Source organism: Herbidospora sp. NBRC 101105 (genome assembly GCF_030269205.1).
GTDB lineage: Bacteria > Actinomycetota > Actinomycetes > Streptosporangiales > Streptosporangiaceae > Herbidospora > Herbidospora solisilvae.
The window spans coordinates 192,418-215,691 of the sequence record NZ_BSSX01000006.1 but is presented as its reverse complement, the minus strand read 5'-3'; the positions used below and the strand labels follow the sequence as shown (position 1 = coordinate 215,691).

Below are 23,274 nucleotides of genomic sequence, written 5' to 3'. Positions count from 1 at the left end.
ATTGAGCGCATGGGGAGCTTGGATTCGGGTCAGACAGGTGGTTGGTTCAGATCGGTAAGCACACGGCGCAGGCTCACCATGGGAGCTCCACATCGGCCACGCCGGGTCCGCCGGTGAAACCCGAGCGCGCGAAGCAGACGCTGCTGGGTGGCCGCTACCAGCTCACCATCCCGATCCGCCGTGACGGCTCGGGCATCATGTGGCAGGCCCACGACCTGCTGCTGAAGCGCGACGTCGCGATCAAGGAAGTCCAGCCGCCCTACCGCACCGACCGTCCCGACATGGAGCTGGCCCGCCGCAAGGCGCTCAACGAGGCCCGGTCGGCGGCCCGGCTCAGCCATCCGGCCATCATCACGGTCCACGACCTGCTGGAGGAGAACGGCCGCCTCTACATCGTGACCGAATTCCTCGAAGGGCTGACCCTCCAGCAGACCATCGAGCACCTGGGCTCGCTGCCGGTCCACTGGTCGGCGTGGATCGGCTACCAGCTCCTCGCCGGCGTCCGGCACGCCCACGACGCCGGGGTCGTCCACGGCGACATCAAGCCGGCCAACGTGCTGCTGACCGGCGACCGGGTGGTGCTGACCGACTTCGGCATCGCGGCCCTCGAACACGAGGCGGCGGCGCCGACGACCGTCCCGGTCACCCGCACGGTCGACTTCATCGCGCCCGAACGCATGAGCGGCGGCCCGGCCACCCCGGCGGCCGACCTGTGGTCGCTGGGCGCGACCATCTACACCGCCGTCGAGGGGCGGCCGCCCTTCCTCGGCACGGCCATGTCGGTGCTCGGCCTGGCCACCACGCGCGACCCCGACCCGCCCTCGAAGGCGGGGCCGCTCGTGCCCGTGCTCGACGGGCTGCTGCGGCGGCGGGCCCGCGACCGGCTGCCCGGCAAGGACGTGTCGTTGCTGCTGGCGGGCCTGTTACACCGTGAGGGCATCGCGGCGGCGACGCCGGGGCGGCGGGCCGACTACCTGCCGCCCGACGCCTTCACGATGTAGCTTCCAGGTCGCCCTCGGTCTCCAGGAAGGCCTGCCGGAGCGCGGCGATGATCTCGGGGTCGGGCTCGGCCCACATGCCGCGTCCGGCCGCCTCCAGCAGGCGCTCGGCGATGCCGTGCAGGGCCCAGGGGTTCGACTCGCTGAGGAACCGGCGGTTCTCCTCGTCGAGGACGTAGGTGGCGGCGATCTTGTCGTACATCCAGTCGGCGACCACGCCGGTGGTGGCGTCGTAGCCGAACAGGTAGTCGACGGTGGCGGCCAGTTCGAAGGCGCCCTTGTAGCCGTGGCGGCGCATGGCGGCCAGCCAGCGCGGGTTGACCACCCGGGCGCGGAAGACGCGGCTGGTCTCCTCGGTGAGGCTGCGGGTGCGGACCGCGTCGGGCCGGGTCGAGTCGCCGATGTAGGCCTTCGGGTCGCGTCCGGTGAGGGCGCGGACGGTGGCGATCATGCCGCCGTGGTACTGGAAGTAGTCGTCGGAGTCGGCGATGTCGTGCTCGCGGGTGTCGACGTTCTTGGCCGCGACGTTGATCCTCCTGTACGCCGCCTCCATCGCCTCCCGCGCCGGCACGCCGTCCACCCCCCGGCCGTAGGCGAAGCCGCCCCACACGGCGTAGACCTCGGCGAGGTCGCGGTCGTCGCGCCACGTGCGGCTGTCGATCAGCGGCAGCAGACCGGCTCCGTAGGCGCCGGGGGCCGAGCCGAAGACGCGCAGCGTCGACCCGTCGGCCCTGACGTGGTCGCGGACGTAGTTGTCCGCCTCGTCCAGGTCGGCCACCAGCTTGACCGCGTCGTCCATCAGGGCGACCACGTGGGGGAAGGCGTCGCGGAAGAAGCCGCTGATGCGGACGGTGACGTCCACGCGAGGGCGGCCCAGCTCCCCAGCCGGGACGATCTCCAGGCCGGTGACGCGGCGGGAGGCGTCGTCCCAGACCGGGCGCACGCCCAGCAGGGCGAGGACCTCGGCGACGTCGTCACCGGAGGTGCGCATGGCGCTGGTGCCCCAGATCGACAGGCCGACCGAGCGGGGCCACTCCCCCGTGTCGGCCCGGTAGCGCTCGACGAGGGACTCCGCCATCGCCTGGCCGGTCTCCCAGGCCAGGCGGCTGGGCACCGCCTTGGGGTCGACGGAGTAGAAGTTGCGGCCGGTCGGCAGCACGTTGACCAGGCCGCGCAGCGGCGAACCGCTGGGACCGGCGGGGACGTAGCCGCCGTCCAGGGCGTGCAGGACGTTGGTGATCTCGTCGGCGGTGCCGTTCAGGCGGGGGACGATCTCGGTCGCGGCGAAGCGCAGGATGTCGCCGACGGCGCCCTCGGCGGTGACCGCGGCGGGGTCCCAGCCGGCCGCCTCCATCGCGACGACCAGCTCGCGGGCCTTGGCCTCGGCGACGTCGACGTCGGTCCGGGCGTCGCCGTTCTCGGTCAGGCCCAGGGCCTCGCGCAGGCCCGGGAGGGCCTGGTCGCCGGCCCACATCTGGCGGGCGCGCAGGATCGCCAGCACCAGGTCGACCCTCGCTTCCCCGGAGGGGACCTGGCCCAGGACGTGCAGGCCGTCGCGGATCTGGACGTCCTTGACCTCGCACAACCAGCCGTCGACGTGCAGCAGGAAGTCGTCGAACTCGGCGTCGTGGGGGCGGTCGTCGAGGCCGAGGTCGTGGTCGAGGCGGGCGGCCTGGATGAGCGTCCAGATCTGGGCGCGGATCGCGGGCAGCTTGGCCGGGTCCATGGCGGCGATGGAGGCGTGCTCGTCGAGGAGCTGCTCCAGGCGGGCCATGTCGCCGTAGGTGTCGGCGCGGGCCATCGGCGGCACCAGGTGGTCGACCAGGGTGGCGTGGGCGCGGCGTTTGGCCTGGGTGCCCTCGCCCGGGTCGTTCACGAGGAAGGGGTAGACCAGCGGGAGGTCGCCCAGCGCGGCGTCGGGGCCGCAGGCGGCCGACAGGCCGGCCGACTTCCCGGGCAGCCATTCGAGGTTGCCGTGTTTGCCGACGTGCACGACGGCGTCGTACCGGGACGAGAGCCAGTGGTAGGCGGCCAGGAAGTGGTGGCTCGGCGGCAGGTCGGGGTCGTGGTAGATGGCGATGGGGTTCTCGCCGAAGCCGCGCGGCGGCTGGACCATGACGACGAGGTTGCCGTCCTGGAGGGCGGCCAGGACGATGTCGTCGCCGTCGACGAACAGTTCGCCCGGGGGCGGGCCCCAGTGGTGTTCCATCGCCTCGCGGAGGTCGGCCGGGAGGGTGTCGAAGTGGGCCCGGTAGTCGTCCTTGTGGATGCGGACCGGGTTGCCGGCGAGCTGCTCGTCGGTGAGCCAGTCGGGGTCCTGTCCCCCGGCGGCGATCAGGGCGTGGATGAGGGCGTCGCCGTCCTGGGCGGCCACGCCCGGGAGGTCGCCGATCGCGTATCCGGCCTCGCCCATGGCCTTCAGCAGCCGGACGACGCTGCGCGGCGTGTCGAGGCCGACGGCGTTGCCGATGCGGGAGTGCTTGGTCGGGTAGGCCGACAACATGATCGCCACCCGGCGCTCGCCGACGGGGATGTGGCGCAGGCGGGCGTGCCGGACCGCCACGCCGGCCACCCGGGCGGCGCGCTCGGGGTCGGCGGCGTAGACGGTGAGCCCGTCGGGGTCGATCTCCTTGAACGAGAACGGGACCGTGATGATGCGGCCGTCGAACTCGGGGATGGCGATCTGCGAGGCGGCGTCGAGCGGGGACAGCCCGTCGTCGGCGGCCTCCCAGGCAGCCCGGTCGGTGGTGAGGCACAGGCCCTGGAGGATCGGGATGTCGAGGTCGGCGAGGGCGCCGACGTCCCAGGCCTCGTCCTCGCCGCCCGCCTGCGCGGTGGCGGGGCGGGTGCCGCCCGCGGCCAGGACGGTGACGATCAGGGCGTCGCACTGCCGCAGGGTGTCGATCAGGCCGGGCTCGGCGGTGCGCAGGGAGGCGCAGAAGACCGGGAGCGGGCGGCCGCCCTTGTCCCGGACGGCTTCGGACAGGGTCCGGATGAAGGCGGTGTTTCCGGCGACGTGGTGGGCGCGGTAGTAGAGGATCCCCACGACCGGCCCCTCGCCGTCGATGGCGTCGCCGAGGCCCCAGGAGGGCAGGGCCGCCGGCGGGGCGAAGCCGTTGCCGGTCAGGAGCAGGGTGTCGCTGAGGAAGTGGTGCAGCTCGGCGAGGTTCGACGGGCCGCCGTGGGCCAGGTAGGCGTGGGCCTCCGCGCACACCCCGCTGGGCACGGTGGAGAGTTCCATCAGCTCGGCGTCGGGGGCCTGCTCGCCGCCCAGCACCACGACGGGCTTGCCGCTGGCCAGCACGGCGTCCAGGCCCTCTTCGTAGGCCCGCCGGCCGCCCAGCAGGCGCACCACCACAACGTCGGCGCCGTCGAGCAACGCGGCCGGGTCGGGGGTCCGGGAGGGGTTCGCCAGACGGTAGGGGGCGCCGCTCGCGCGGGCGCTCAGCAGGTCGGTGTCCGAGGTCGACAGCAAAACGATCATGGCGAAGCCCTCCCTCGGGGTCCGCGCCCCGGGTCGTCTGTCCAGGTGACGGCCGAGTCTCCTGGCTCCCGGATCAGGGCTCACCCCGGCCTTCCCTGTGACAGTGGCCGTCGGTGGGGTTCGCTCCCCGGTGACAGTGGCGGGACCGCGCCGGATTCACACCGGCTTCCTCGTTTGTGCCGTCGCCCGATGAGACTACGGGACTCCCCCGGCTTGCAAGACCCACGGTGGGCTTTACCATCCTCGACGTGGCCATTACCGGACAATCCTCGCGCGACGCCTGCCCCGGCGCGCTGCAGGTCCACCCCGCCGCCGACGGGCCGCTGGCCCGGGTCCGGCTGCCCGGGGGCGACCTGACGGGGGCCCAGCTCGGCGTGCTCGCGGCCTCCGGAGGGGGCGTGCTGGAGCTGACGTCGCGGGCGAACATCCAGGTCAGAGGCGTGCGGGACCCGACGGCCTTCGCCGAGGCGGTCGCGGCGGCGGGGCTGCTGCCCTCGCCGTCGCACGAGCGGGTGCGCAACATCGTGGCCTCGCCGCTGAACGGTTCGGCCGCCTTCCGCGGGGTGGTCCGGGCGCTCGACGAGGCGGTCTGCGCGACGCCGGAACTGGCGGATTTGTCGGGCCGGTTCCTGTTCGCGGTCGACGACGGCTCGGGCGACGTGGCGGGGCTGGGCGCCGACGTGCTGCTGATGTCCCGCGGCGACCGCTTCGCCGTCGTCGCGGGGACGACCGATCTCCGGTTACGGCTCCCGCCCGCCGAGGCCGTCCACGAAGCGGTCAAAGTGGCACAGAACTTCCTGAAGGTCTCCGACGGCGCGTGGCGCATCCCCGACGGCGCCTTCCCCGGCGTCCCCGCGACCCTCCCCACGCCCCGGACCAGCGGATACGTCGGCGACTTCGGCGACACGACCGGCGTGCTGGTCCCCCTGGGCCGGTTGACCACGCGGCAGGCGGACGTCCTGGCCGAGGCCGAATGGCTGCGGGTCACCCCGTGGCGCACCGTCCTGGTCCCCAAGGGCACCCGGTTGCCCGGCGGGCTGGTCACCGACCCCCACGATCCCCGGCTCCACGTCACCGCCTGCACCGGCAGACCCGGCTGCGCGAAGTCGCTGAGCGACGTCCAGCACGACGCCACGCCCATCGGCGTGCCCGTCCACTGGTCCGGCTGCGCGCGGCGGTGCGGCCGGCCCCGGGGCGAGGTCGTGGACATGATCGCCACCCCGTCCGGCTACCAGCGGAGCACACCGTGACCTACATCAAGGACGGGGCGGAGATCTACCGCCGGTCCTTCGCCACCATCCGCGCCGAGGCCGACCTGTCGGCCCTCCCACCCGACGTGGCGCGGGTCGCGGTCCGCATGATCCACGCCTGCGGCATGGTCGACCTGCCGGGCGACATGGCCTGGTCCGGCGGGGTCGTCGCGGCGGCCCGCACGGCGCTGGAGGCGGGCGCGCCCATCCTCTGCGACGCGAACATGGTCGCGGCGGGGGTCACCCGCAGGCGGCTCCCGGCCGCGAACGAGGTGATCTGCACCCTCGCCGACCCGCGGGTGCCCGCCCTGGCGGCGGAACTGGGCACCACCCGCAGCGCGGCGGCGCTGGAGCTCTGGCGCGAGCGTCTCGGCGGCGCGGTGGTCGCGGTCGGCAACGCGCCGACGGCCCTGTTCCGGCTGCTGGAGATGGTGGCCGAGGGGGCGCCCGCACCGGCGGCGGTGGTCGGCATCCCCGTGGGCTTCATCGGCGCGGCCGAGTCGAAGGACGCCCTGGCGGCGTCCGACCTGGAGTTTCTGGTGGTACGCGGCCGCCGAGGCGGCAGCGCGATGACGGCGGCGGCCCTGAACGCCCTCGCCAGTGACGAGGAATGATGACCGGAACGCTCTATGGCGTGGGCCTCGGCCCCGGCGACCCCGAACTGGTGACCGTGAAGGCGGCCCGGCTGCTCGGCGAGGCGGGGGTGATCGCCTACCACAGCGCCCGGCACGGCCGCAGCATCGCCCGCTCGGTCGCCGCCCCCTACCTGCGCGAGGGCCAGATCGAGGAGGCCCTGGTCTACCCGGTGACCACGGAGACGACCGACCACCCGGGCGGCTACCAGGGCGCCCTCGACGAGTTCTACGCCGCCTGCGCCGCCCGCCTGGCCGTCCACCTCGACGCGGGCCGCGACGTGGTGGTGCTGTGCGAGGGCGACCCGCTGTTCTACGGGTCGTACATGCACATGCACAAACGTCTGGCGGGCCGATACCCGACCGAGGTCGTCCCGGGCGTGACCTCGATCAGCGGCGCTGCGGCGGCGCTGGGCCGCCCCCTGGTCGAGCGCGACGAGACGCTGACGGTGCTGCCCGGCACCCTCCCGGCCGAGGAGCTGGCCGCCCGGATCGGCGGCGGCCCGGTCGCGATCATGAAGCTGGGCAGGACGTTCACCAAGGTCCGCGCCGCCCTGGAGGAGGCGGGCCGCCTCGACGACGCCTGGTACGTCGAACGCGCCACCACCGGCGCCCAGCGCCTGGCGCCGCTGCGCGACGTCGACCCCGACTCGGTGCCCTACTTCTCCCTCGCGCTGCTGCCCTCCCCCGTCGGCGCCCCGCTCCCGCTGCCCGAGCACCCGCGACACGAGGGCCCCGGCGAGGTGGCCGTGGTCGGCCTCGGCCCGGCCGGACGCCCCTGGCTGACCCCCGAGGCCCAGGACGCCCTGGCCACCGCCGACGAACTCGTCGGCTACGGCCCCTACCTCGACCGCGTCCCGCCGAACCCGCGCCAGAAGCGGCACGCCACCGACAACCGGGTCGAGGCCGAACGGGCCGAGCACGCCCTCTCGCTGGCCCTGGCCGGAGCGCGGGTCGCGGTGGTGTCGTCGGGCGACCCGGGCGTGTTCGCGATGGCCTCGGCCGTGCTGGAGGCGGCCACGCAGGAGCGGTTCGCGGGCGTGCCGGTCAGGGTCGTGCCGGGGCTGACGGCCGCGCACGCGGTGGCCGCCCGGGTCGGCGCGCCGCTCGGCCACGACTACTGCGTGATCTCCCTGTCCGACCAGCTCAAGCCGTGGGACGTGGTCGCCCGGCGGATCTCCGCCGCGGCCGCCGCCGACCTGGTCCTGGCGATCTACAATCCGGCGTCCAAGACCCGCACCTGGCAGGTCGGGGTGGCCCGCGACCTGCTGCTCGAACACCGCCCGGCGCACACGCCCGTCGTCGTCGGGCGCGCGGTGGGCACGCCTCAGGAGAGAATCGTGGTGACGACCCTCGGCGACCTCGACCCGGCGGAGGTGGACATGCGCTGCCTGCTCATCATCGGTTCCTCGACCACGCGCGCGGCCGGCGACGTGGTGTTCACGCCGCGCCGCTATCCGGCATGAAACGCGTCTTCATCCTCGGGGGCACGGCCGAGGCCCGCGAACTGGCGGCCCGGCTGCACCCCGAACACGTCGTGGTGACCTCGCTGGCGGGCCGGGTCAAGGCGCCCCGGCTGCCCGTGGGGGCGGTCGTCATCGGGGGGTTCGGCGGGTCGCTCGGGCTGGCCCGCTGGCTCTGGGAGCATCCGGTCGACGTGGTCGTCGACGCGACCCATCCGTTCGCGGCGCGGATGTCCGAGGCGGCGGCCGAGGCGGCGGGCATGACCGGCATCCCGCTGCTGGGGCTGCGGCGGCCGGGCTGGACGCAGGAGCCCGGCGACGACTGGCGGTGGGTCTCCTCGCTGGAGGAGGCGGCCCGGTCGCTGCCCGGGAAGCGGGTGTTCCTGACCACCGGGCGCCGGAGCCTGCCGGTCTTCGACGGCGTTCCCGGCGTGTGGTTCCTGGCGCGGTCGGTCGACCCGCCCGACGACCCGGTGTCGATGGAGGTCGTGCTCTCGCGGGGGCCCTACACCCTCGACGGCGAGCTGGCCCTCATGCGCGAGCACCGGATCGACACCCTGGTGACCAAGGACAGCGGCGGCGAGCTGACCCGCGCCAAACTGCGGGCCGCCCGCGAACTGGGCGTCCCGGTCGTGATGGTGCGCCGCCCGCCGGTCCCCCCGGAGGTGCCCTATGTCGAGACGGTGGCCGAGGCGGCCGACTGGGTCGATGGAGTGGCGTAGGGCGACATTTCGAAAATGTCGCCCGGCGCGGCCTTGATGCGGACTAACGGGCGCGTGCCACCGAGTACAGGTGGCTGTCGGGGAACTGAGCCGCCGTCAGGACCCGGCCGACGATGATGACCGCCGTTCGCTTCACGCCTGCCGCACGCACCATGCCCGAAATATCGCCCAGCGTCCCCCTGATGATGACTTCATCAGCGCGGGAGGCGTAGGCCACCACCGCCACCGGGCAGTCGCTCCCGTAGCTTCCGGCGAGTTCGGCCGTCACCGGCTCGATGCGCTGGACGGCCAGGTGGAGCACCATCGTCGCCCCGGATCGGCCGAGCGTGGTCAGGTCCTCCCCCGGCGGCATGGGGGTGGCCCGCTCGGAGGTCCGCGTCAGGATGATCGTCTGGGCCACCCCGGGGACCGTCAGCTCGCGTCTGAGCGACGCCGCGGCGGCGGCGAAGGCCGGGACTCCCGGCACCACCTCGTAGGGCACACCGGCCGCGTCGAGCCGCCGCATCTGCTCGGCCATGGCGCTGAAGACCGACGGGTCGCCCGAGTGCAGCCGGGCCACGTCGAGGCCCTGCTCGTGGGCGCGGGTCATCTCGGCCAGGATCTGCCCGAGGTTCAGATTCGCCGTGTCCACGATCCTGGCCCCCTCGGGGCACCGGTCCAGCAGTTCGGCGGGGACGAGCGAACCGGCGTACAGGCAGACCGGGGAGGTCTCGATCACCCGCTGCCCGCGCACGGTGATGAGGTCGGCCGCGCCGGGTCCGGCGCCGACGAAGCGGATCACGTGAGGTCCTTTCTCGCTGACCAGATCGTCACCGGCATGGCCGGACGCCAGCCGGTGAACCCGCCGACCGGCGCGGCCCGGCTGACCGACAGGCGGGTGAGCTCGCCGCCGTGCTCGCGGTGCCAGGCCGCCAGGAGGGCCTCCGACTCCACGGTGACAGCCGTCGCCACCAGGCGGCCGCCCGGCCCGAGCGCCCGCCAGCACGTCTCCGGGACGCCCTCGGCGGTCAGGCCGCCGCCGATGAAGACGGCGTCGGGCCGGTCGAGCCCGGCGAGGGCGTGCGGGGCCGTCCCGGTGACGACCTTCAGGTCCGGTACGCCCAGCCGCGCGGCGTTCCCCGCGATGCGGGCCGCCCTGACGGGGTCGCGTTCGACGCTCACCGCGCGGCAGGCGCGGTCGGCGCGCATCCACTCGATCGCGACGCTGCCCGCGCCGCCGCCGACGTCCCACAACAGGCCGTTCGGCCGCAGGAAGGCCATGACCACGGCCCTGACCTCGCGTTTGGTGAGCTGGCCGTCGTGGTCGTAGGCGTCGTCGGGCAGGCCGGGCACGATCGGCAGGGGGTCGGCCGACCGGCACTCCACCGCCACCACGTTCAGCGGGTCGACGTCGTCGCGGAGGGGACCGACCCGCTCCCCCGGCCCGCCGAGTCGTTCCAGGACGGTGAGCGCGCTCTGGTCGTACCCCCCGGCTTCGAGGGCGCGGGCCACGGCGGCGGGAGAGCCGCTTCCCTCACTGAGCACGATGAAGCGGCGGCCGGGCGCGAAGACGGCGGCGAGCGGGCGGCCGACCATGCTGACGACCGTGACCGACTCGACGGGCCAGCCGAGCCGCGCGCACGCCAGCGACACCGACGACGGGTGCGGGATCACCCGCACCCCGGGCACGCCCAGGCGGGCGATGGTCGCGCCGATGCCGAAGTGCATGGGGTCGCCGCTGGCCAGCACGCAGACCCGCCGGCCGCTGCCGAGCAGCTCCCGCAGGGCCGGCAGCAGCGGGGAGGGCCAGGGCCGCAGCTCCCCCGGCACCTCCGGGAGCAGGGCGAGCTGGCGCGCCGAGCCGGCCACGACCTCCGCCTTCGCGACGGCCTCCCGGGCCGGTTCCCCCAGGCCCGCCCAGCCGTCGGCCCCGACGCCGACGACCACCACGTCAGTCACGCCGCACGTTCCCCAGCTCACGAGTGATCTTGATCTCGATGACGACCCGCAGCGGATTGGGCCTCGGCGCGCGGTAGCGGGCCGTGTAGAGCCGCACCGCGTGCGCGACCGCCCCGGGGTCGTCGCTGACGGTCGCGACGCCCTCCAGGGTCGACCAGCGGGCCCCGTCGACCTGGCAGACCGCCACGTGGTTCCCGCCGTTCCTGACGTTGCGCACCTTCTGCGAGGTCGCGCTGGTGATGACCCGGGCGGTGTCGCCGTCGAGGGTCACCCCGACGGGCACCACGTGGGGCGTGCCGTCGGCCCGCAGGGTCGTGAGCGTGCACAGGTGCCGCTCGGTCCAGAACTCCTCGAAGCTCATCCGCACTCCTTGACGAAACGGGTCGCTGCCTCCGGCGTGCCCGCCCAGTGAAGGTGCAGGTAGGACGCCAGGATCCGCCCGGCAGCGTACCCGTCGGCGCCGCCGCGCCAGCGGTAGACCCGCTCACCGGGCAGGTCGGTGACGGTCCGGTGGAACTCGTGCCCCCGGACGCGTTCCCCGGTCCGGCCGATGATCGTGTCGCGGGTGACGACGGCGTCGCGGTAGCCGAGGGTGAGCCTGGGCGACATCTCCGACTTTGCGTCGATCCGGCCGACCATGGGGTGGCCGTCGAGCTCGCGGGCCAGGTAGAGCAGGCCGCCGCACTCGGCCAGGATCGGGCCGCCGAACGCGGCGATCTCCCGCTTGAGCGGCTCGTTGGCGGCGAGATCCTGGACGTGCATCTCGGGGAAGCCGCCGGGGAGGATCAGGCCGCCGGCGCCCTCGGGCAGTCGTTCGTCGCGCAGCGGGTCGAAGGGTACGACCTCGGCGCCCGCCGCTTGGAGGAGTTCCGTCTGCTCGGCGTAGCCGAAGGTGAACGCGGGCCCTCCGGCGACGGCGACCTTCGTCGTCGTGCGGCGCTCCGAACGGTGCGCGGCATCGCCCGAACAGCCCGCAAGGGCCGCCTCGGGGCTCCACGCTTCTCCGGCCGGCATGGGGGCGGTGTGGGCGAGCCGGACCAGCGCCTTCAGGTCGCAGCCCTCCGTGACCAGGTCGCCCAGGCGGGCCACCGCCTCCACGGCCTCGCGGCGGCGTTCGGCGACCGGGATCAGCCCGAGGTGGCGCGACGGGGTCTCGATGCCCGGCGTGCGCCTGATGACGCCGAGGACCGGCACGCCGCTGTGGTCGAGCGCGGCCCGGCACACCTCCTCGTGGCGGTCGGAGCCGACCCGGTTGAGGATCACGCCGCCGATCCGCACCCGCGTGTCGAACCCGGCGAAGCCGTGCACCAGCGCGGCGACCGACTGTCCCTGCCCGGTGGCGTCGACGACCAGGACCACCGGGGCGTCGATCAGCCGCGCCACGTGGGCGGTGGAGGCGTAGCCGTCGGGCAGCCCGTCGAACAGGCCCATGACGCCTTCGACGATCGCGATGTCGGCGCCGCGCGCGCCGTGGAGGAAGAGCGGCGCGACCAGATCCTCGCTGGTCAGGAACGGGTCGAGGTTGCGGCCGGGCCGTCCGGTCGCCAGGGCGTGGTAGCCCGGGTCGATGTAGTCGGGCCCCGCCTTGTGCGGCGAGACGGTCAGGCCGGCCTGGACCAGGGCGGCCATCAGTCCGGTCGCGATCGTCGTCTTGCCCGCTCCCGACGACGGCGCCGCGACGACCAGCCGGGCTACCATTCGATGCCCCTCTGGCCCTTCTGCCCGGCGTCCATCGGGTGACGGACCTTGGTCATCTCGGTGACGAGGTCGGCGAAGGCGACCAGGTCGGGGTGGGCGTCCCGGCCGGTGATGACGACGTGTTGCGAGCCCGGCCGGTCGCGCAGGGTCGCGATGACGTCCTCGACGGGGATCCACCCCCATTTGATGGGGTACGTGAACTCGTCCAGCACCAGCAGCCGGTACGTCTCGGCGGCGAGATCCCGCTTGATCTGCGCCCAGCCCTCACGGGCGTTGGCGGCGTGGTCGTCGTCGGACTTGCGGATCCACGACCAGCCGTCGCCCATCTTGTGCCAGGCGACCGGCGGCCCGATCTCGCCCAGCGCCTTCAACGCGGCCTCCTCGCCCACCCGCCACTTGGCGGACTTGACGAACTGGAAGACCCCGATCGGCCACCCCTGGTTCCAGGCGCGCAGCGCCAGGCCGAAGGCGGCGGTCGACTTCCCCTTGCCCGGCCCGGTGTGCACGATGACCAGCGGCCGGGTCCGGCGCTGGCGGGTGGTGAGGCCGTCGTTCGGGACGTTCTCCGGCTGACCTTGCGGCATCTCACGCGGCTTTCATGACGTGGGCGACATCGGACAGGTCCACGACCGGCGCGGCCAGCCGGACCGCCAGCCGGGCGGCCAGCCCCAGGCGGACCGGCCCCGACTCGCAGTCGACGACGACGCAGGCGGTGTCGGTGAGCAGGGCGGCGGCACGGTCGGCGTCCCCGGAGGTGGCCCGGCCGTCGGTGACGACGACCACGAGCGGCCGCCGCGCCGGGTCCCTGAGCCGCTCCACCGCCAGGACCTCGGCGGCCTTCACCAGACCGGCGGCGATCGGGGTGCGGCCCCCCGTCTTCAGCAGGCGCATCCGGGCGGCGCCCGCCTCCACGGAGGACGTGGGCGGGAGCACCAGTTCGGCGGAGTCGCCCCGGAAGGTGATCAGGCCGATCTTGTCGCGGCGCTGGTAGGCGTCGAGCAGCAGGCTCAGGACGGCGGTCTTGACCTCGCCCATGCGCCTGCGGGCGCCCATGGAGCCGCTGGCGTCGACGACGAACAGGACGAGGTTGCCCTCCCTGCCTTCCCTGACGGCCTCCCGCAGGTCGGCGGCGCGCACGGGGCCCTGCCGCCAGCCGCGGTGGGCGGCGGCGCGGAGGGTGGCCATGAGGTGGACGTGGGTGACCTTGGCCTTCGGGGTGCGGGAGCCCACGGTGCGGCCCTTGGCGGACCGGCCCCGGGACCGACGGCCGGGGGCGCCGCCGCCGACGCCGGGGACGGAGAAGAGGCGGGCCTTGTAGGGGGTGCCCGCGACCTGGAACGCGTCGGCCTGAGTCGGGTCTGTTTGGTCCTGTCGCGCTTGGCCTGGCTCGTCTTGGCGGTGATCGTCTTGGCGCTGATGGGCCTGGCGCTGATCGGCCTGGCTCGGATGCGTCTCGCCTTGATCGGCTGCGTTTCGGTCTGCCTTGCTTTGATGGGCTTGGCTCTGTTCCGCCGGGTTCGGCTCGGGCTGGTCGGCTCGGCTCTGGTCCGTCGTGTCGCCCTGCGGCTGCTGGTCGCCCTCGTTCGTGCTGTCCTCAGGTTCGCCCTGTGGACCGTTGGGCGGGTCCGTGTCGTCGGGGTCGTCCGGGAACTGGCCGAGGAGTTCGTCCAGCTTGTTCTCGTCCAGGCCGGGGGCGTCGAAGGGGTCGCGCCGCCGGCGGTGGGGCAGGGCGAGGCGGGCCGCTTCCCGGACGTCCCGCGTGGTGACCCTGTCCCGGCCGGCCCAGGCGGCGTGTGCGACCGCCGCGTGGGCGGTGACCAGGTCGGCGCGCATCCCGTCGACCTCGAAGCCCGCGCACACGGTCGCGATCTGCTTGAGGGCGGCGTCGGGCAGACGTACCGACTCCACCCGCTCGCGCGCCTCGGCGATCCGCGCCGCGAGTTCCCCCTCGCGGGCGGCCCAGTCGGCGGCGAACCCGTCGGGGTCGCGCTCGTAGGCCATCCGGCGGCGGATCACCTCGGCCCGCTCCCCCGGGTCACGCGACGCCCGGACCTCGACCGTCAGCCCGAACCGGTCGAGCAGCTGCGGCCGCAGCTCCCCCTCCTCGGGGTTCATCGTCCCGGCCAGCAGGAAACGCGCGGCGTGCCGCACCGACACGCCCTCGCGCTCGACGTAGCAGGTGCCGAGCGCGGCGGCGTCGAGCAGCAGGTCGACCAGGTGGTCGTGCAGCAGGTTGACCTCGTCGACGTAGAGCACCCCGCGATGCGCCGCGGCCAGCAGCCCCGGCTCGAAGGCCGCGACCCCGTGCGCGAGGGCCTTCTCCAGGTCGAGCGACCCGGCGAGGCGATCCTCCGACGCCCCGACGGGCAGTTCGACGAGCCGCGCCCGGCGCGTCTCCCTCCCGCCGTCGTGGGGTCCGTCGGGGCATTGGCCGTACGGCGCCGCCGGGTCACAGGCGAACCGGCACCCCGGCACGACGTCGACGGCCGGGAGCAGCTCGGCCAGCGCCCGCACGATCGTCGACTTCGCCGTGCCCTTCTCCCCGCGCACGAGCACCCCGCCCACCTGCGGCGACACGGCGTTCAGGACGAGCGCCAGTTTGAGGTCGTCCATCCCGACGACCGCGCTGAACGGATAGGTCACTCCCGACTTCCTTTCACTGCAACCGCAGATTCCACCGGCCACCCGCGCCGGTGAGCGACGCCCGCCCGAGCGGCGGCACGTCGACCCGCCGATGGTCCGCCCCCGTCGCCACGGACACGGCGGCCCGGACGACGGCCGGATGGGTGAGGGCCAGCACCGCCCCGCCGTCGAGCCGCCCCAGCCACCCCCGCACCCTGACGAGCAGTTCGTTCACCGACTCGCCACCGTGCGGCACGGCCCCGGGATCCCCGACCCACCGGGCCAGCTCTGAGGGATCGACGTCGGCCAGCCGCACGCCGGCCCAGCTCCCCATGTCGAGGTCCCGCAACTCGGGCACGACCTCGGCCCCGGGAACCAGATCACACCGCGCCTCGGGCCCCCGCACGACGCGGGTGGCCCCGGCCGGCGCGCTGAACGAGACGACCTCGGCAGGCTCATCGGCCACTGGAAACGCCCCGTCCCGCTGGCTCGCGGTCAGGGGATGCGCCACCAACGTCACCCGCACGGCCTTCACGAAGCGCCTCCTGCTCGATCAGTGGCGCTGGACCACTCGCCCGCTTGGCCTTCTGAGGGGTTGCCCGCCGGATGACCGCTCGTTCCCGTAGCCGCCACGAGCCGACCGGCTCTGGTTCTCCGCCTCCGTGCATGGCGAGGGTGGAACCGGTGCGGGAGCGGCGGCCGGTCGCGTGGCCGCCGTCCCCGCCCGCGGTCAGACCCGCACCCGCTGCCGGGCGGACAACAGGGCGAACACCGATCCGAGCACGCCCCAGAGCACGACCTGCAGGCCCAGCGACGACACCCGGAAGTTCCACAACAACACCGCCGGGAACCCTGCCGGCACCTCCTGGACGCCCGGCAGCACCGCGTACGCGACCCCGACGATCACCAGGAACGCCGGGACGGCCGCGACCCACCCGAACCGCCGGTGGATCACCGCCCCCGCGCCGAGGGCCAGCAGCCCGATGGCGAGCATGACCAGGTAGAGCACGGTCCGCTGCCCGATGGTGTCCGGGTCGCCGACGGCGGGCGGATTGCCCGGATACTTGAGGAACGGGACGAGCACGACGGCCAGGAACCCCCCGGCCGCCAGCGTGACGGCCAGCGCCTGCTCGTTCGCGGGCCCGAACCTGCCTCTGACGAAGGCGTAGGCGAGCGCGAACAGCCCGCCGATGACGAGCCCGTAGAGGGTGGTGGCGAGGAACAACCCGAAGACCTGCCCCCCGCGGCCGACCAGTTCGTCGGCGTGCGAGTGCCCCGCACCGGCGGCGGCCTCCTCGATCGCGATGGCCTGGTCGATGGAGGGCTCCCCGACGAGGAACCCGAAGAGTCCCGCGAGCAGCCCGGCGACGGCTCCGGCGCCGAGGCCCCGGAGGAAGAAGTCCTTGATCATCAGTGGCAGGGCACGCCGAGCAGGTGACGACCGTCGTGCATGAGCTCATGCAGGAAGTCACCGGTCTGCGCGAGCAGCCCCGCCGAGTCCATCGTCACCAGATAGGCGACGATCAGCAGTACGGGCACCGCCGCCGACCAGGGCAGTAAGGTGCGAACGGGAATGACTGGGGAGCTGGACATCTGGCTCACGCCACGATCCTCCTCCGGGATTGCGCGTCCCTGTCGTAGATCAACGTGGCGGGTGGTGACCTGACTCTCCATCGGCGATGGATCACAGTGGCGCGACCGTACCGGACTCTCACCGGTTTCCCTCACGCCGCCACAATTCCCGGCGAACGTACCCCGATATGCCAAAACCCGTCAAGACGGCATGATCCCGACCCCTTTACAAAGTAGATCATCTTAACAGGACAGAGGCCGGCCTCCAACGAGACCCATCGAGCGGCCACGAGCCAGAGCTGCGCCGCTTGTGGCCACCTCCCCACCCGCCAGGCAACGGTTACCGCCGACGCATTTAAGCCCGGATGTACGGAGTCGCCACCCGGCACGCCCAATCCCTCAGACCCAACCGGAACGCCAGCCCCGCATAGGCCCCGGCCCAAGCGGGACAACCAGCCACGCACCCCGCCACCCGGCACCCCCAACCTCGCAGCCCAGCCACACCCCAGCCCTCGCAGCACAGCCAGGCACCCCCAGCCCCCGCATGCCAAGCCGGACGCGAGAAAGCCCGGTGCCGAATGGCCCCGGGCTTTCCAGAAATGTGGGTGTCGCGTGGACGCGGCCTCAGCCGCCGTCGCCTGGAGGTGACCTCAGCTCACGAGTCGCCCGTCAGGGCCGCGACCAGTTCGGCCGCCGTGCGGCAGCGGTCGAGCAGGTCGCCCACGTGGGCCTTGGTCCCGCGCAGCGGCTCCAGCGTCGGAACGCGCTGCAGCGACTCGCGGCCAGGGATGTCGAATATCACCGAGTCCCACGACGCGGCCGCCACCGACTCGCTGTACTGCCGCAGGCAGCGGCCCCGGAAGTAGGCCCGGGTGTCGGTGGGCGGCGTTTCGATAGCACGCTCCACGTCGTCTTCCGTAACCAGGCGCTGCATCCGGCCGCGCTCGACGAGCCGGTTGTAGAGCCCCCGCTCGGGCCGGATGTCGGCGTACTGGAGGTCGACCAGCTGCAGCCGGGGGTGGGACCAGGGAAGCTTGTCGCGGGTGCGGTAGCCCTCGAGGAGCTCCAGCTTGGCCACCCAGTCGAGCTCCCGCGAGAGCTGCATCGGGTCTTCGGCCAGGCGGGTCAGCACCGACTCCCACCGGTTGAGCACGTCTTTGGTCATCTCGTCGGCGTTGGAGCCGTAGCGGTCTTCGACGTATTTGCGGGCCTGCTCTAGGTATTCCATCTGGAGCTGCACCGCCGTCATCTTCCGGCCCGACCGCAGCGTCACGACGTGCTTGCAGGACGGGTCGTGGGAGATCGCGCGCAGCGCGGCGACCGGCGACTCGACCGACAGGTCGACCGTCAGGAAGCCGTCTTCGATCATCGCCAGGACGAGCGAGGTGGTGCCGAGCTTCAGGTAGGTCGAGATCTCGGACATGTTCGCGTCGCCGATGATCACGTGGAGCCGGCGGTACTTCTCCGGGTCGGCGTGGGGCTCGTCGCGGGTGTTGATGATCGGCCGCTTGAGCGTCGTCTCAAGGCCGACCTCGACCTCGAAGAAGTCGGCCCGCTGGGAGATCTGGTAGCCGTCGCCGCGCGAGTCCTGCCCGATGCCGACCTTGCCCGCCCCCGCGAAGACCTGGCGGGAGACGAAGAACGGGGTCAGGTGGCGCACGATGTCGGCGAACGGGGTCGCCCGGCGCATCAGGTAGTTCTCGTGGCAGCCGTAGCTGGCGCCCTTGGAGTCGGTGTTGTTCTTGTAGAGCTGGATGGGCGCGTTGCCCGGCATGCCCGAGGCCCGGACGGCCGCGTCGTGCATGACCCGCTCGCCCGCCTTGTCCCAGATGACCGCGGCCCGGGGGTTGGTGCACTCGGGCGTGGAGTATTCGGGGTGGGCGTGGTCGACGTAGAGCCGGGCGCCGTTGGTGAGGATGACGTTGGCGAGGCCGAGGTCCTCGTCGGTGAGCTGGCTGGAGTCGGCCGCCTCACGGGCGAGGTCGAAACCCCGGGCGTCGCGGAGGGGGTTCTCCTCCTCGAAGTCCCACCGGGCGCGGCGGGCGCGCGCGGCCGAGGCCGCCAGGTATGCGTTGACGACCTGTGACGAGGTCACCATCGCATTCGCACCTGGTTGACCGGGCACGGAAATTCCGTACTCGGTCTCGATGCCCATCACCCGCCGGACTGTCATGCGCACCCCATGGCCTGTCGTTCCGCCGTTTATATCCCGAGCCTAGCCCCTTCACTATGCCCGGCCACCAGACAGTTACGGCACCGATGCCTGGCGTTGTTCCATTGGGCTCCTGCCCATCAGACGGCGCAGCAACCGCTGACCTGGGCGATCAACAAGCCGGTATACAGCATACGACAGAAGAATCGATGCCAGCATCGTGCCCCCGGCGAGCACCCACGGATTTATAGATTCCCGGAATCCCGGGATAAGTACCGCCGAGACGTTCTGATGTACCAGGTAGAGCGGGTAGGTGAGGGCCCCCACCGTCGTCAGCGCCCGCCACCGCACCCAGCGCAGCCACCCGAGGGCGACGGCCGCCATGAGCACGTAGATGACCGTGATCCAGGCGATGACGGCCGGCGGCGGCGCCGGGAAGTTCTTGATCCCCACGAGGTCGATCCGGCTCTGGATGCGCTCCAGGGCCACGTACAGGGAGCAGGCGTAGCCGACCAGGACGAACCCCCACCGGGTGACGGTGGAGCCCTCGCGGTAGATCAGGTAGAAGGCCATGCCGGCGATGAAGTAGGGCGCCTGCCGGGGCATGACGATCTCGGTGACCAGGTCGTTCTGCAGCCACTCGGCGAAGATCGCGGCGGCCAGCCACACCCACATGAACCCCATGGCCCGCCGCAGGTTGACGCCCATGATCACCACGATGGAGATCAGGAGGTAGAACTTCAGCTCCACCCAGAGCGACCAGAACACTCCCCCGGCCGGGATGACGCCGAACGCCTCCTGCAGCATCGTGAGGTTGATCACGTAGCCGACGGTGTCCAGGTTGGGTCTGAAGTACTCGACGCTCGTGTACGTGTAGAGCACGTACAGGGCGATCACGGTGAACCAGTAGGCGGGGTAGAGCCGCGCGAACCGTGACACCGCGAACCGGCGCAGGCTGTGGCCCCAGGCGCTCATCAGGATGACGAACCCGCTGATGAGGAAGAACAGCTCGACCCCGAGGATGCCGAGCGTCGTGACGTACTTGACCGGCTCGAACAGCACGACGGGCGACTCGTCCCACAACGACCGCGACGCCGCCATGTAGTGGAACGCCATGACCGTGAACGCGGCGATGAACCGCAGCAGGTCGAGCTCCACCAGCCGAGGCTGCCGCACGGGCGGCGCGAGCCCGGTCGCCGGTTCGGCCCCCGGCACGGCGGGCGGCGGCGCACCCCGGCCCCGCCGGCCACCACGCCCGGCGGGCGCCTCCCGCTCGGGCGCCGCCACGGAAGAGTCGGCCCCCAACCCGAGCCACTGCCCGGTCACCGGCGCCTCCGCGCCCCCGGCCCACGTTCCCGGCCCGGACCGCCCATCGACCGGCGGAGACACACCCACCCCGGAACCGTTGGGCCACACCCGGGCGTCTACGGCCGGGCCCTCGGGCCCGTGCGGCCACGTCATCCCCTGGGTGGGAGCCGCACCCGGCCCAGGCCCGCCAAGCCCGTGTCCCGGCTGAGGCGCACCCCAGCCGTCCAAAGAAGGCGTCTGCGTTCCCTGAGGTGCGCCCGTAGGCCACTCAGGGGCGTTCTGTGGCGGTTCGGGCGCGTGGGGCCATACGCGGGCGTCGCCCGGCTGCCGGGGGTGTCCCGGCCACGCGCCGCCGGGTCCCGGATCGGGTCGTCGGGGCTGGTCCCCGTTCCACGCCCCGCCGGTCACTTCAGTCCGCCCTGCTTATTTCCGCACCAATACCGCACAACGGGCAACGCTACAGCGTCCCACGGACAATCACGGCGGCACAAACGAAAAACGGCACGTCTCCCGTAACGGGAGGACGTGCCGTTTTCGTAATTCCCTACAGGTACTGCCCCGTGTTGGCCACCGTGTCTATTGACCTGCCGGCCTCCGTGCCCTGCTTGCCCTGCACGAGGGTGCGGATGTAGACGATCCGCTCGCCCTTCTTGCCAGAGATGCGGGCCCAGTCGTCGGGGTTGGTGGTGTTCGGGAGGTCTTCGTTCTCCCGGAACTCGTCGACGCAGGCGGCCATCAGGTGCTGGATGCGCAGGCCCTTCTGGCCCGTCTCCAGGAACTGCTTGATCGCCATCTTCTTGCCCCGGTCGACGATGTTCTGGATCATCGCGCCGGAGTTGAAGTCCTTGAAGTAGAGGACTTCCTTGTCACCGTTGGCGTAGGTCACCTCGAGGAAGCGGTTCTCCTCGATCTCGTTGTACATGCGCTCGACGACCCGCTGGATCATCTCGGCGATCGTGGACTCACGGCTGCTGCCGTGCTCCGCGAGGTCGTCGGGGTGGAGCGGGAGGTCGGAGATCAGGTACTTCGAGAAGATGTCCTTCGCCGCCTCGGCGTCGGGCCGCTCGATCTTGATCTTCACGTCGAGGCGGCCGGGCCGCAGGATCGCCGGGTCGATCATGTCTTCGCGGTTGGAGGCGCCGATGACGATGACGTTCTCCAGGCCCTCGACGCCGTCGATCTCCGACAGCAGCTGAGGGACGATGGTGTTCTCGACGTCGGACGACACACCCGAGCCACGTGTGCGGAAGATCGAGTCCATCTCGTCGAAGAACACGATCACCGGGGTGCCCTCGGACGCCTTCTCGCGCGCCCGCTGGAAGACCAGGCGGATGTGCCGCTCGGTCTCGCCGACGTACTTGTTCAGGAGCTCCGGGCCCTTGATGTTGAGGAAGAAGCTCTTGCCCGACTGGCCGGTCTTCTCCGCGACCTGCTTGGCCAGGGAGTTGGCGACCGCCTTGGCGATGAGCGTCTTGCCGCAACCGGGAGGGCCGTAGAGCAGCACACCCTTCGGCGGGCGGAGCTTGTGCTCCCGGAACAGGTCGGCGTGCAGGTAGGGCAGCTCGATGGCGTCCCTGATCTGCTCGATCTGGCCGCGCAGGCCGCCGATCTCGTCGTAAGAGATGTCGGGCACCTCTTCGAGGACGAGCTCCTCGACCTCCGACTTGGGGATGCGCTCGTAGACGTAACCCGAACGCGGTTCGAGCAGGAGTGAGTCGCCCGACCTTATCGGCTGGCTGAGCAGCGACTCGGCGAGCTTCACGACGCGCTCTTCGTCGGCGTGCGATATCACGAGCGCGCGCTGCCCGTCTTCGAGCAGCTCCTTCAACATCACGATCTCGCCCACGTCTTCGAAGCCGAGGGCTTCGACGACGTTCAACGCCTCGTTGAGCATGACCTCCTGGCCGCGCTTCAACGAGTCGACGTCGACGGCGGGGCTGACGTTCACCCGGAGCTTGCGCCCGCCGGTGAACACCTCGATCGTGCCGTCTTCTCTGGCCTCCAGGAAAACGCCGAAGCCGGATGGCGGTTGCGCCAGCCGGTCGACCTCCTCCTTGAGGGCGACGATCTGGTCTCTGGCCTCCTTGAGGGTGGCCACGAGCCGTTCGTTCTGGCCTGTGAGGGCGACCACCTGAGCTTGAACGTCGTGGAGACGCTCCTCCAGCACCCGTGCCTGGCGGGGGGATTCCGCCAGCTTCCGGCGCAACGCGGTGATCTCCTCCTGAAGGAAGGAGACCTGTGTTGTGAGGTCGGCGACCTCCCGTTCGCGCTGCGCGGCCCGAGCCTCTGCGTCATCGCGAGCTGCCACGCCCCGTCACCTCCTTCCCAGTAGAGGAAAGACTACTCAAGTCCCTACCAATCTGACGGCCTTGAAAAACGTAGCCCACTGGTGTTCGTCTAGTTACGTGGAGTGTTTGATGGTTGATGCCTTTTCGGAGGGTTTATCTCGATGAGCACATGGAACAGGGTGTTTGTTCCCGCTGTCACTCAAGTTTCCCGTTTCGCCGCTAAATCGTCACTGGTCTTCCGTACCCTCCCCATACGCCCCCTTTGCCGGGCGACGGCGCCTGGGCGGCGGCGTGACGCCGTCCGCCATGCGGCGGGCGGTGACGAGGAAGCCGGTGTGCCCGACCATGCGGTGATCGGGACGGACGGCGAGACCTTCGACATGCCAGTCGCGAATCAGGGTCTCCCACGCGTGGGGCTCCGTGAAACTCCCGTGATCGCGAAGTGTCTCGACGGTTCTTGACATCTGGGTCGTGGTGGCCACGTAACAGCAGATCACGCCGCCGGGGGTCAGGGCTCTGCTCGCGGCGTCGACGCACTCCCACGGGGCGAGCATGTCGAGGATGATCCGGTCGACGTCGGTCTCGTCGAGCGCCTCGTTGAAGTCGCCGACCACCAGACGCCACTGCTTGAGCTCGCCGCCGAAGAACTTCTCCACGTTCTTGGTCGCGACCTCGGCGAAGTCGGCACGCCGTTCGTACGAGGTCAAGGAGCCCTCGGTGCCGACGGCGCGCAGCAGGAAGCAGGACAGCGCACCGGAGCCGACGCCGGCCTCCACGACCTTGGCGCCGGGGAAGACGTCGGCCATGGCGACGATCTGCGCCGAGTCCTTCGGGTAGATCACCGCCGCGCCGCGCGGCATCGACAGCGTGTAGTCGGACAGCAGGTGGCGGAACGCCAGATACTGGATGCCGCCCGACGAGCGCACCACGGACCCCTCAGGCTGCCCGATCAGGTCGGCGTGGGCGATCCACCCCTTGTGGGTGTGGAAGACACCGTCCTCTTTGAGCGTCACGGTGTGGCGCTTGTTCTTCGGATCGGTGAGCTGAACCTGATCTCCGGCCTGGAACGGGCCGTGCCTGCGAAAACCCATGGCGGCAAGGCTAATGGCAAAACGATTGTCCCCCGACTCGGACGACTGGTAGCAAG

Annotated in this window: 19 protein-coding genes and 2 riboswitches; of the genes, 5 read left to right on the top strand and 14 right to left on the bottom strand. The window is 71.8% G+C overall.

From position 1 onward, the window contains the following. The first annotated feature begins 113 nt into the window (after positions 1 to 113). Positions 114 to 1,001: a serine/threonine-protein kinase gene (locus QSK34_RS24710; RefSeq protein ID WP_285587115.1), complete on the top strand. Its 888-nt coding sequence runs from the start codon at positions 114 to 116 to the stop codon at positions 999 to 1,001. Here QSK34_RS24710 and cobN read toward each other — a convergent pair. After that, the gene (gene cobN, locus QSK34_RS24705) at positions 991 to 4,482 is read right to left on the bottom strand and encodes a cobaltochelatase subunit CobN (RefSeq protein WP_285587112.1); all 3,492 of its coding nucleotides are present in this window, start codon (positions 4,480 to 4,482) and stop codon (positions 991 to 993) included. The two genes, QSK34_RS24710 and cobN, sit on opposite strands and share 11 nt — an antisense overlap. A gap of 33 nt (positions 4,483 to 4,515) precedes the next feature. Next, positions 4,516 to 4,681: riboswitch (cobalamin riboswitch) on the bottom strand. A gap of 49 nt (positions 4,682 to 4,730) precedes the next feature. Here cobN and QSK34_RS24700 point away from each other — a divergent pair. Genes QSK34_RS24700 through QSK34_RS24685 form a run of 4 tightly spaced genes read left to right on the top strand, consistent with a single transcriptional unit; the run spans position 4,731 to position 8,549 of the window. Continuing rightward, the gene (locus QSK34_RS24700; protein ID WP_285587110.1) at positions 4,731 to 5,732 is read left to right on the top strand and encodes a ferredoxin-like domain-containing protein; all 1,002 of its coding nucleotides are present in this window, start codon (positions 4,731 to 4,733) and stop codon (positions 5,730 to 5,732) included. After that, positions 5,729 to 6,346 (top strand): precorrin-8X methylmutase, encoded by a 618-nt coding sequence (locus QSK34_RS24695; protein WP_285587109.1) that lies wholly within the window; start codon positions 5,729 to 5,731, stop codon positions 6,344 to 6,346. The genes QSK34_RS24700 and QSK34_RS24695 overlap by 4 nt, the downstream gene beginning before the upstream one ends. Then, entirely contained in the window at positions 6,346 to 7,830 is a 1,485-nt protein-coding gene (locus QSK34_RS24690; RefSeq protein WP_285587106.1) for a precorrin-2 C(20)-methyltransferase, read from the top strand. Before QSK34_RS24695 ends, QSK34_RS24690 begins: the two co-directional genes overlap by 1 nt. Further along, a complete protein-coding gene (locus tag QSK34_RS24685; protein ID WP_161483223.1) occupies positions 7,827 to 8,549 on the top strand; it encodes a cobalt-precorrin-6A reductase in 723 nt (240 codons plus the stop codon). Before QSK34_RS24690 ends, QSK34_RS24685 begins: the two co-directional genes overlap by 4 nt. A gap of 43 nt (positions 8,550 to 8,592) precedes the next feature. On the opposite strand, the gene cobM is transcribed toward QSK34_RS24685, so the two are convergent. The 13 genes from cobM to QSK34_RS24620 all read right to left on the bottom strand — a co-directional run bounded on the left by cobM (position 8,593) and on the right by QSK34_RS24620 (position 23,218). After that, positions 8,593 to 9,330 carry a precorrin-4 C(11)-methyltransferase gene (gene cobM / locus QSK34_RS24680; RefSeq protein ID WP_285587103.1) on the bottom strand — a complete coding sequence of 246 codons (738 nt, stop codon included), beginning with the start codon at positions 9,328 to 9,330 and terminating at the stop codon, positions 8,593 to 8,595. Beyond that, positions 9,327 to 10,487, bottom strand: a complete 1,161-nt coding sequence (gene cbiE, locus QSK34_RS24675) for a precorrin-6y C5,15-methyltransferase (decarboxylating) subunit CbiE (RefSeq protein ID WP_285587102.1) — start codon at positions 10,485 to 10,487, stop codon at positions 9,327 to 9,329. The genes cobM and cbiE overlap by 4 nt, the downstream gene beginning before the upstream one ends. Next, positions 10,480 to 10,848 (bottom strand): PPOX class F420-dependent oxidoreductase, encoded by a 369-nt coding sequence (locus QSK34_RS24670; protein WP_285587100.1) that lies wholly within the window; start codon positions 10,846 to 10,848, stop codon positions 10,480 to 10,482. The genes cbiE and QSK34_RS24670 overlap by 8 nt, the downstream gene beginning before the upstream one ends. Beyond that, a complete protein-coding gene (locus tag QSK34_RS24665) occupies positions 10,845 to 12,185 on the bottom strand; it encodes a cobyrinic acid a,c-diamide synthase CobB (protein WP_285587098.1) in 1,341 nt (446 codons plus the stop codon). The genes QSK34_RS24670 and QSK34_RS24665 overlap by 4 nt, the downstream gene beginning before the upstream one ends. After that, complete coding sequence (gene cobO, locus QSK34_RS24660) at positions 12,179 to 12,769, bottom strand: cob(I)yrinic acid a,c-diamide adenosyltransferase (protein WP_285587096.1); 591 nt, start codon at positions 12,767 to 12,769, stop codon at positions 12,179 to 12,181. The genes QSK34_RS24665 and cobO overlap by 7 nt, the downstream gene beginning before the upstream one ends. Position 12,770: 1 nt before the next feature. Next, complete coding sequence (locus tag QSK34_RS24655; RefSeq protein WP_285587792.1) at positions 12,771 to 14,798, bottom strand: VWA domain-containing protein; 2,028 nt, start codon at positions 14,796 to 14,798, stop codon at positions 12,771 to 12,773. 43 nt (positions 14,799 to 14,841) lie between these two features. Continuing rightward, the gene (locus QSK34_RS24650; protein ID WP_285587094.1) at positions 14,842 to 15,273 is read right to left on the bottom strand and encodes a histidine phosphatase family protein; all 432 of its coding nucleotides are present in this window, start codon (positions 15,271 to 15,273) and stop codon (positions 14,842 to 14,844) included. Positions 15,274 to 15,537: 264 nt separating this feature from the next. After that, the gene (locus tag QSK34_RS24645; protein WP_285587092.1) at positions 15,538 to 16,218 is read right to left on the bottom strand and encodes a CbtA family protein; all 681 of its coding nucleotides are present in this window, start codon (positions 16,216 to 16,218) and stop codon (positions 15,538 to 15,540) included. Continuing rightward, on the bottom strand, positions 16,218 to 16,346 hold the full coding sequence (locus QSK34_RS24640; protein WP_353051426.1) for a CbtB domain-containing protein: 129 nt from the start codon (positions 16,344 to 16,346) through the stop codon (positions 16,218 to 16,220). The genes QSK34_RS24645 and QSK34_RS24640 overlap by 1 nt, the downstream gene beginning before the upstream one ends. Before the next feature lie 68 nt (positions 16,347 to 16,414). Then, a riboswitch (adenosylcobalamin (AdoCbl) riboswitch) is annotated at positions 16,415 to 16,557 on the bottom strand. Between the two features lie 477 nt (positions 16,558 to 17,034). Continuing rightward, complete coding sequence (gene dop / locus QSK34_RS24635) at positions 17,035 to 18,552, bottom strand: depupylase/deamidase Dop (RefSeq protein WP_161483216.1); 1,518 nt, start codon at positions 18,550 to 18,552, stop codon at positions 17,035 to 17,037. Between the two features lie 75 nt (positions 18,553 to 18,627). Next, positions 18,628 to 19,857: an acyltransferase family protein gene (locus QSK34_RS24630; protein WP_285587089.1), complete on the bottom strand. Its 1,230-nt coding sequence runs from the start codon at positions 19,855 to 19,857 to the stop codon at positions 18,628 to 18,630. A 526-nt stretch (positions 19,858 to 20,383) separates the two neighbouring features. Further along, the gene (arc, locus tag QSK34_RS24625; protein WP_030452379.1) at positions 20,384 to 22,147 is read right to left on the bottom strand and encodes a proteasome ATPase; all 1,764 of its coding nucleotides are present in this window, start codon (positions 22,145 to 22,147) and stop codon (positions 20,384 to 20,386) included. A gap of 207 nt (positions 22,148 to 22,354) precedes the next feature. After that, the gene (locus tag QSK34_RS24620; protein WP_285587088.1) at positions 22,355 to 23,218 is read right to left on the bottom strand and encodes a tRNA (adenine-N1)-methyltransferase; all 864 of its coding nucleotides are present in this window, start codon (positions 23,216 to 23,218) and stop codon (positions 22,355 to 22,357) included. Positions 23,219 to 23,274: the final 56 nt, after the last annotated feature.

Coding starts and splice junctions, on each gene's coding strand:
- QSK34_RS24655 (WP_285587792.1), bottom strand. CDS start 14,798: ATGGACGACCTCAAACTGGCGCTCGTCCTGAACGCCGTGTCGCCGCAG.
- QSK34_RS24645 (WP_285587092.1), bottom strand. CDS start 16,218: ATGATCAAGGACTTCTTCCTCCGGGGCCTCGGCGCCGGAGCCGTCGCC.
- QSK34_RS24670 (WP_285587100.1), bottom strand. CDS start 10,848: ATGAGCTTCGAGGAGTTCTGGACCGAGCGGCACCTGTGCACGCTCACG.
- dop (WP_161483216.1), bottom strand. CDS start 18,552: ATGACAGTCCGGCGGGTGATGGGCATCGAGACCGAGTACGGAATTTCC.
- QSK34_RS24690 (WP_285587106.1), top strand. CDS start 6,346: ATGACCGGAACGCTCTATGGCGTGGGCCTCGGCCCCGGCGACCCCGAA.
- QSK34_RS24620 (WP_285587088.1), bottom strand. CDS start 23,218: ATGGGTTTTCGCAGGCACGGCCCGTTCCAGGCCGGAGATCAGGTTCAG.
- QSK34_RS24665 (WP_285587098.1), bottom strand. CDS start 12,185: ATGGTAGCCCGGCTGGTCGTCGCGGCGCCGTCGTCGGGAGCGGGCAAG.
- QSK34_RS24685 (WP_161483223.1), top strand. CDS start 7,827: ATGAAACGCGTCTTCATCCTCGGGGGCACGGCCGAGGCCCGCGAACTG.
- cobO (WP_285587096.1), bottom strand. CDS start 12,769: ATGCCGCAAGGTCAGCCGGAGAACGTCCCGAACGACGGCCTCACCACC.
- cobN (WP_285587112.1), bottom strand. CDS start 4,482: ATGATCGTTTTGCTGTCGACCTCGGACACCGACCTGCTGAGCGCCCGC.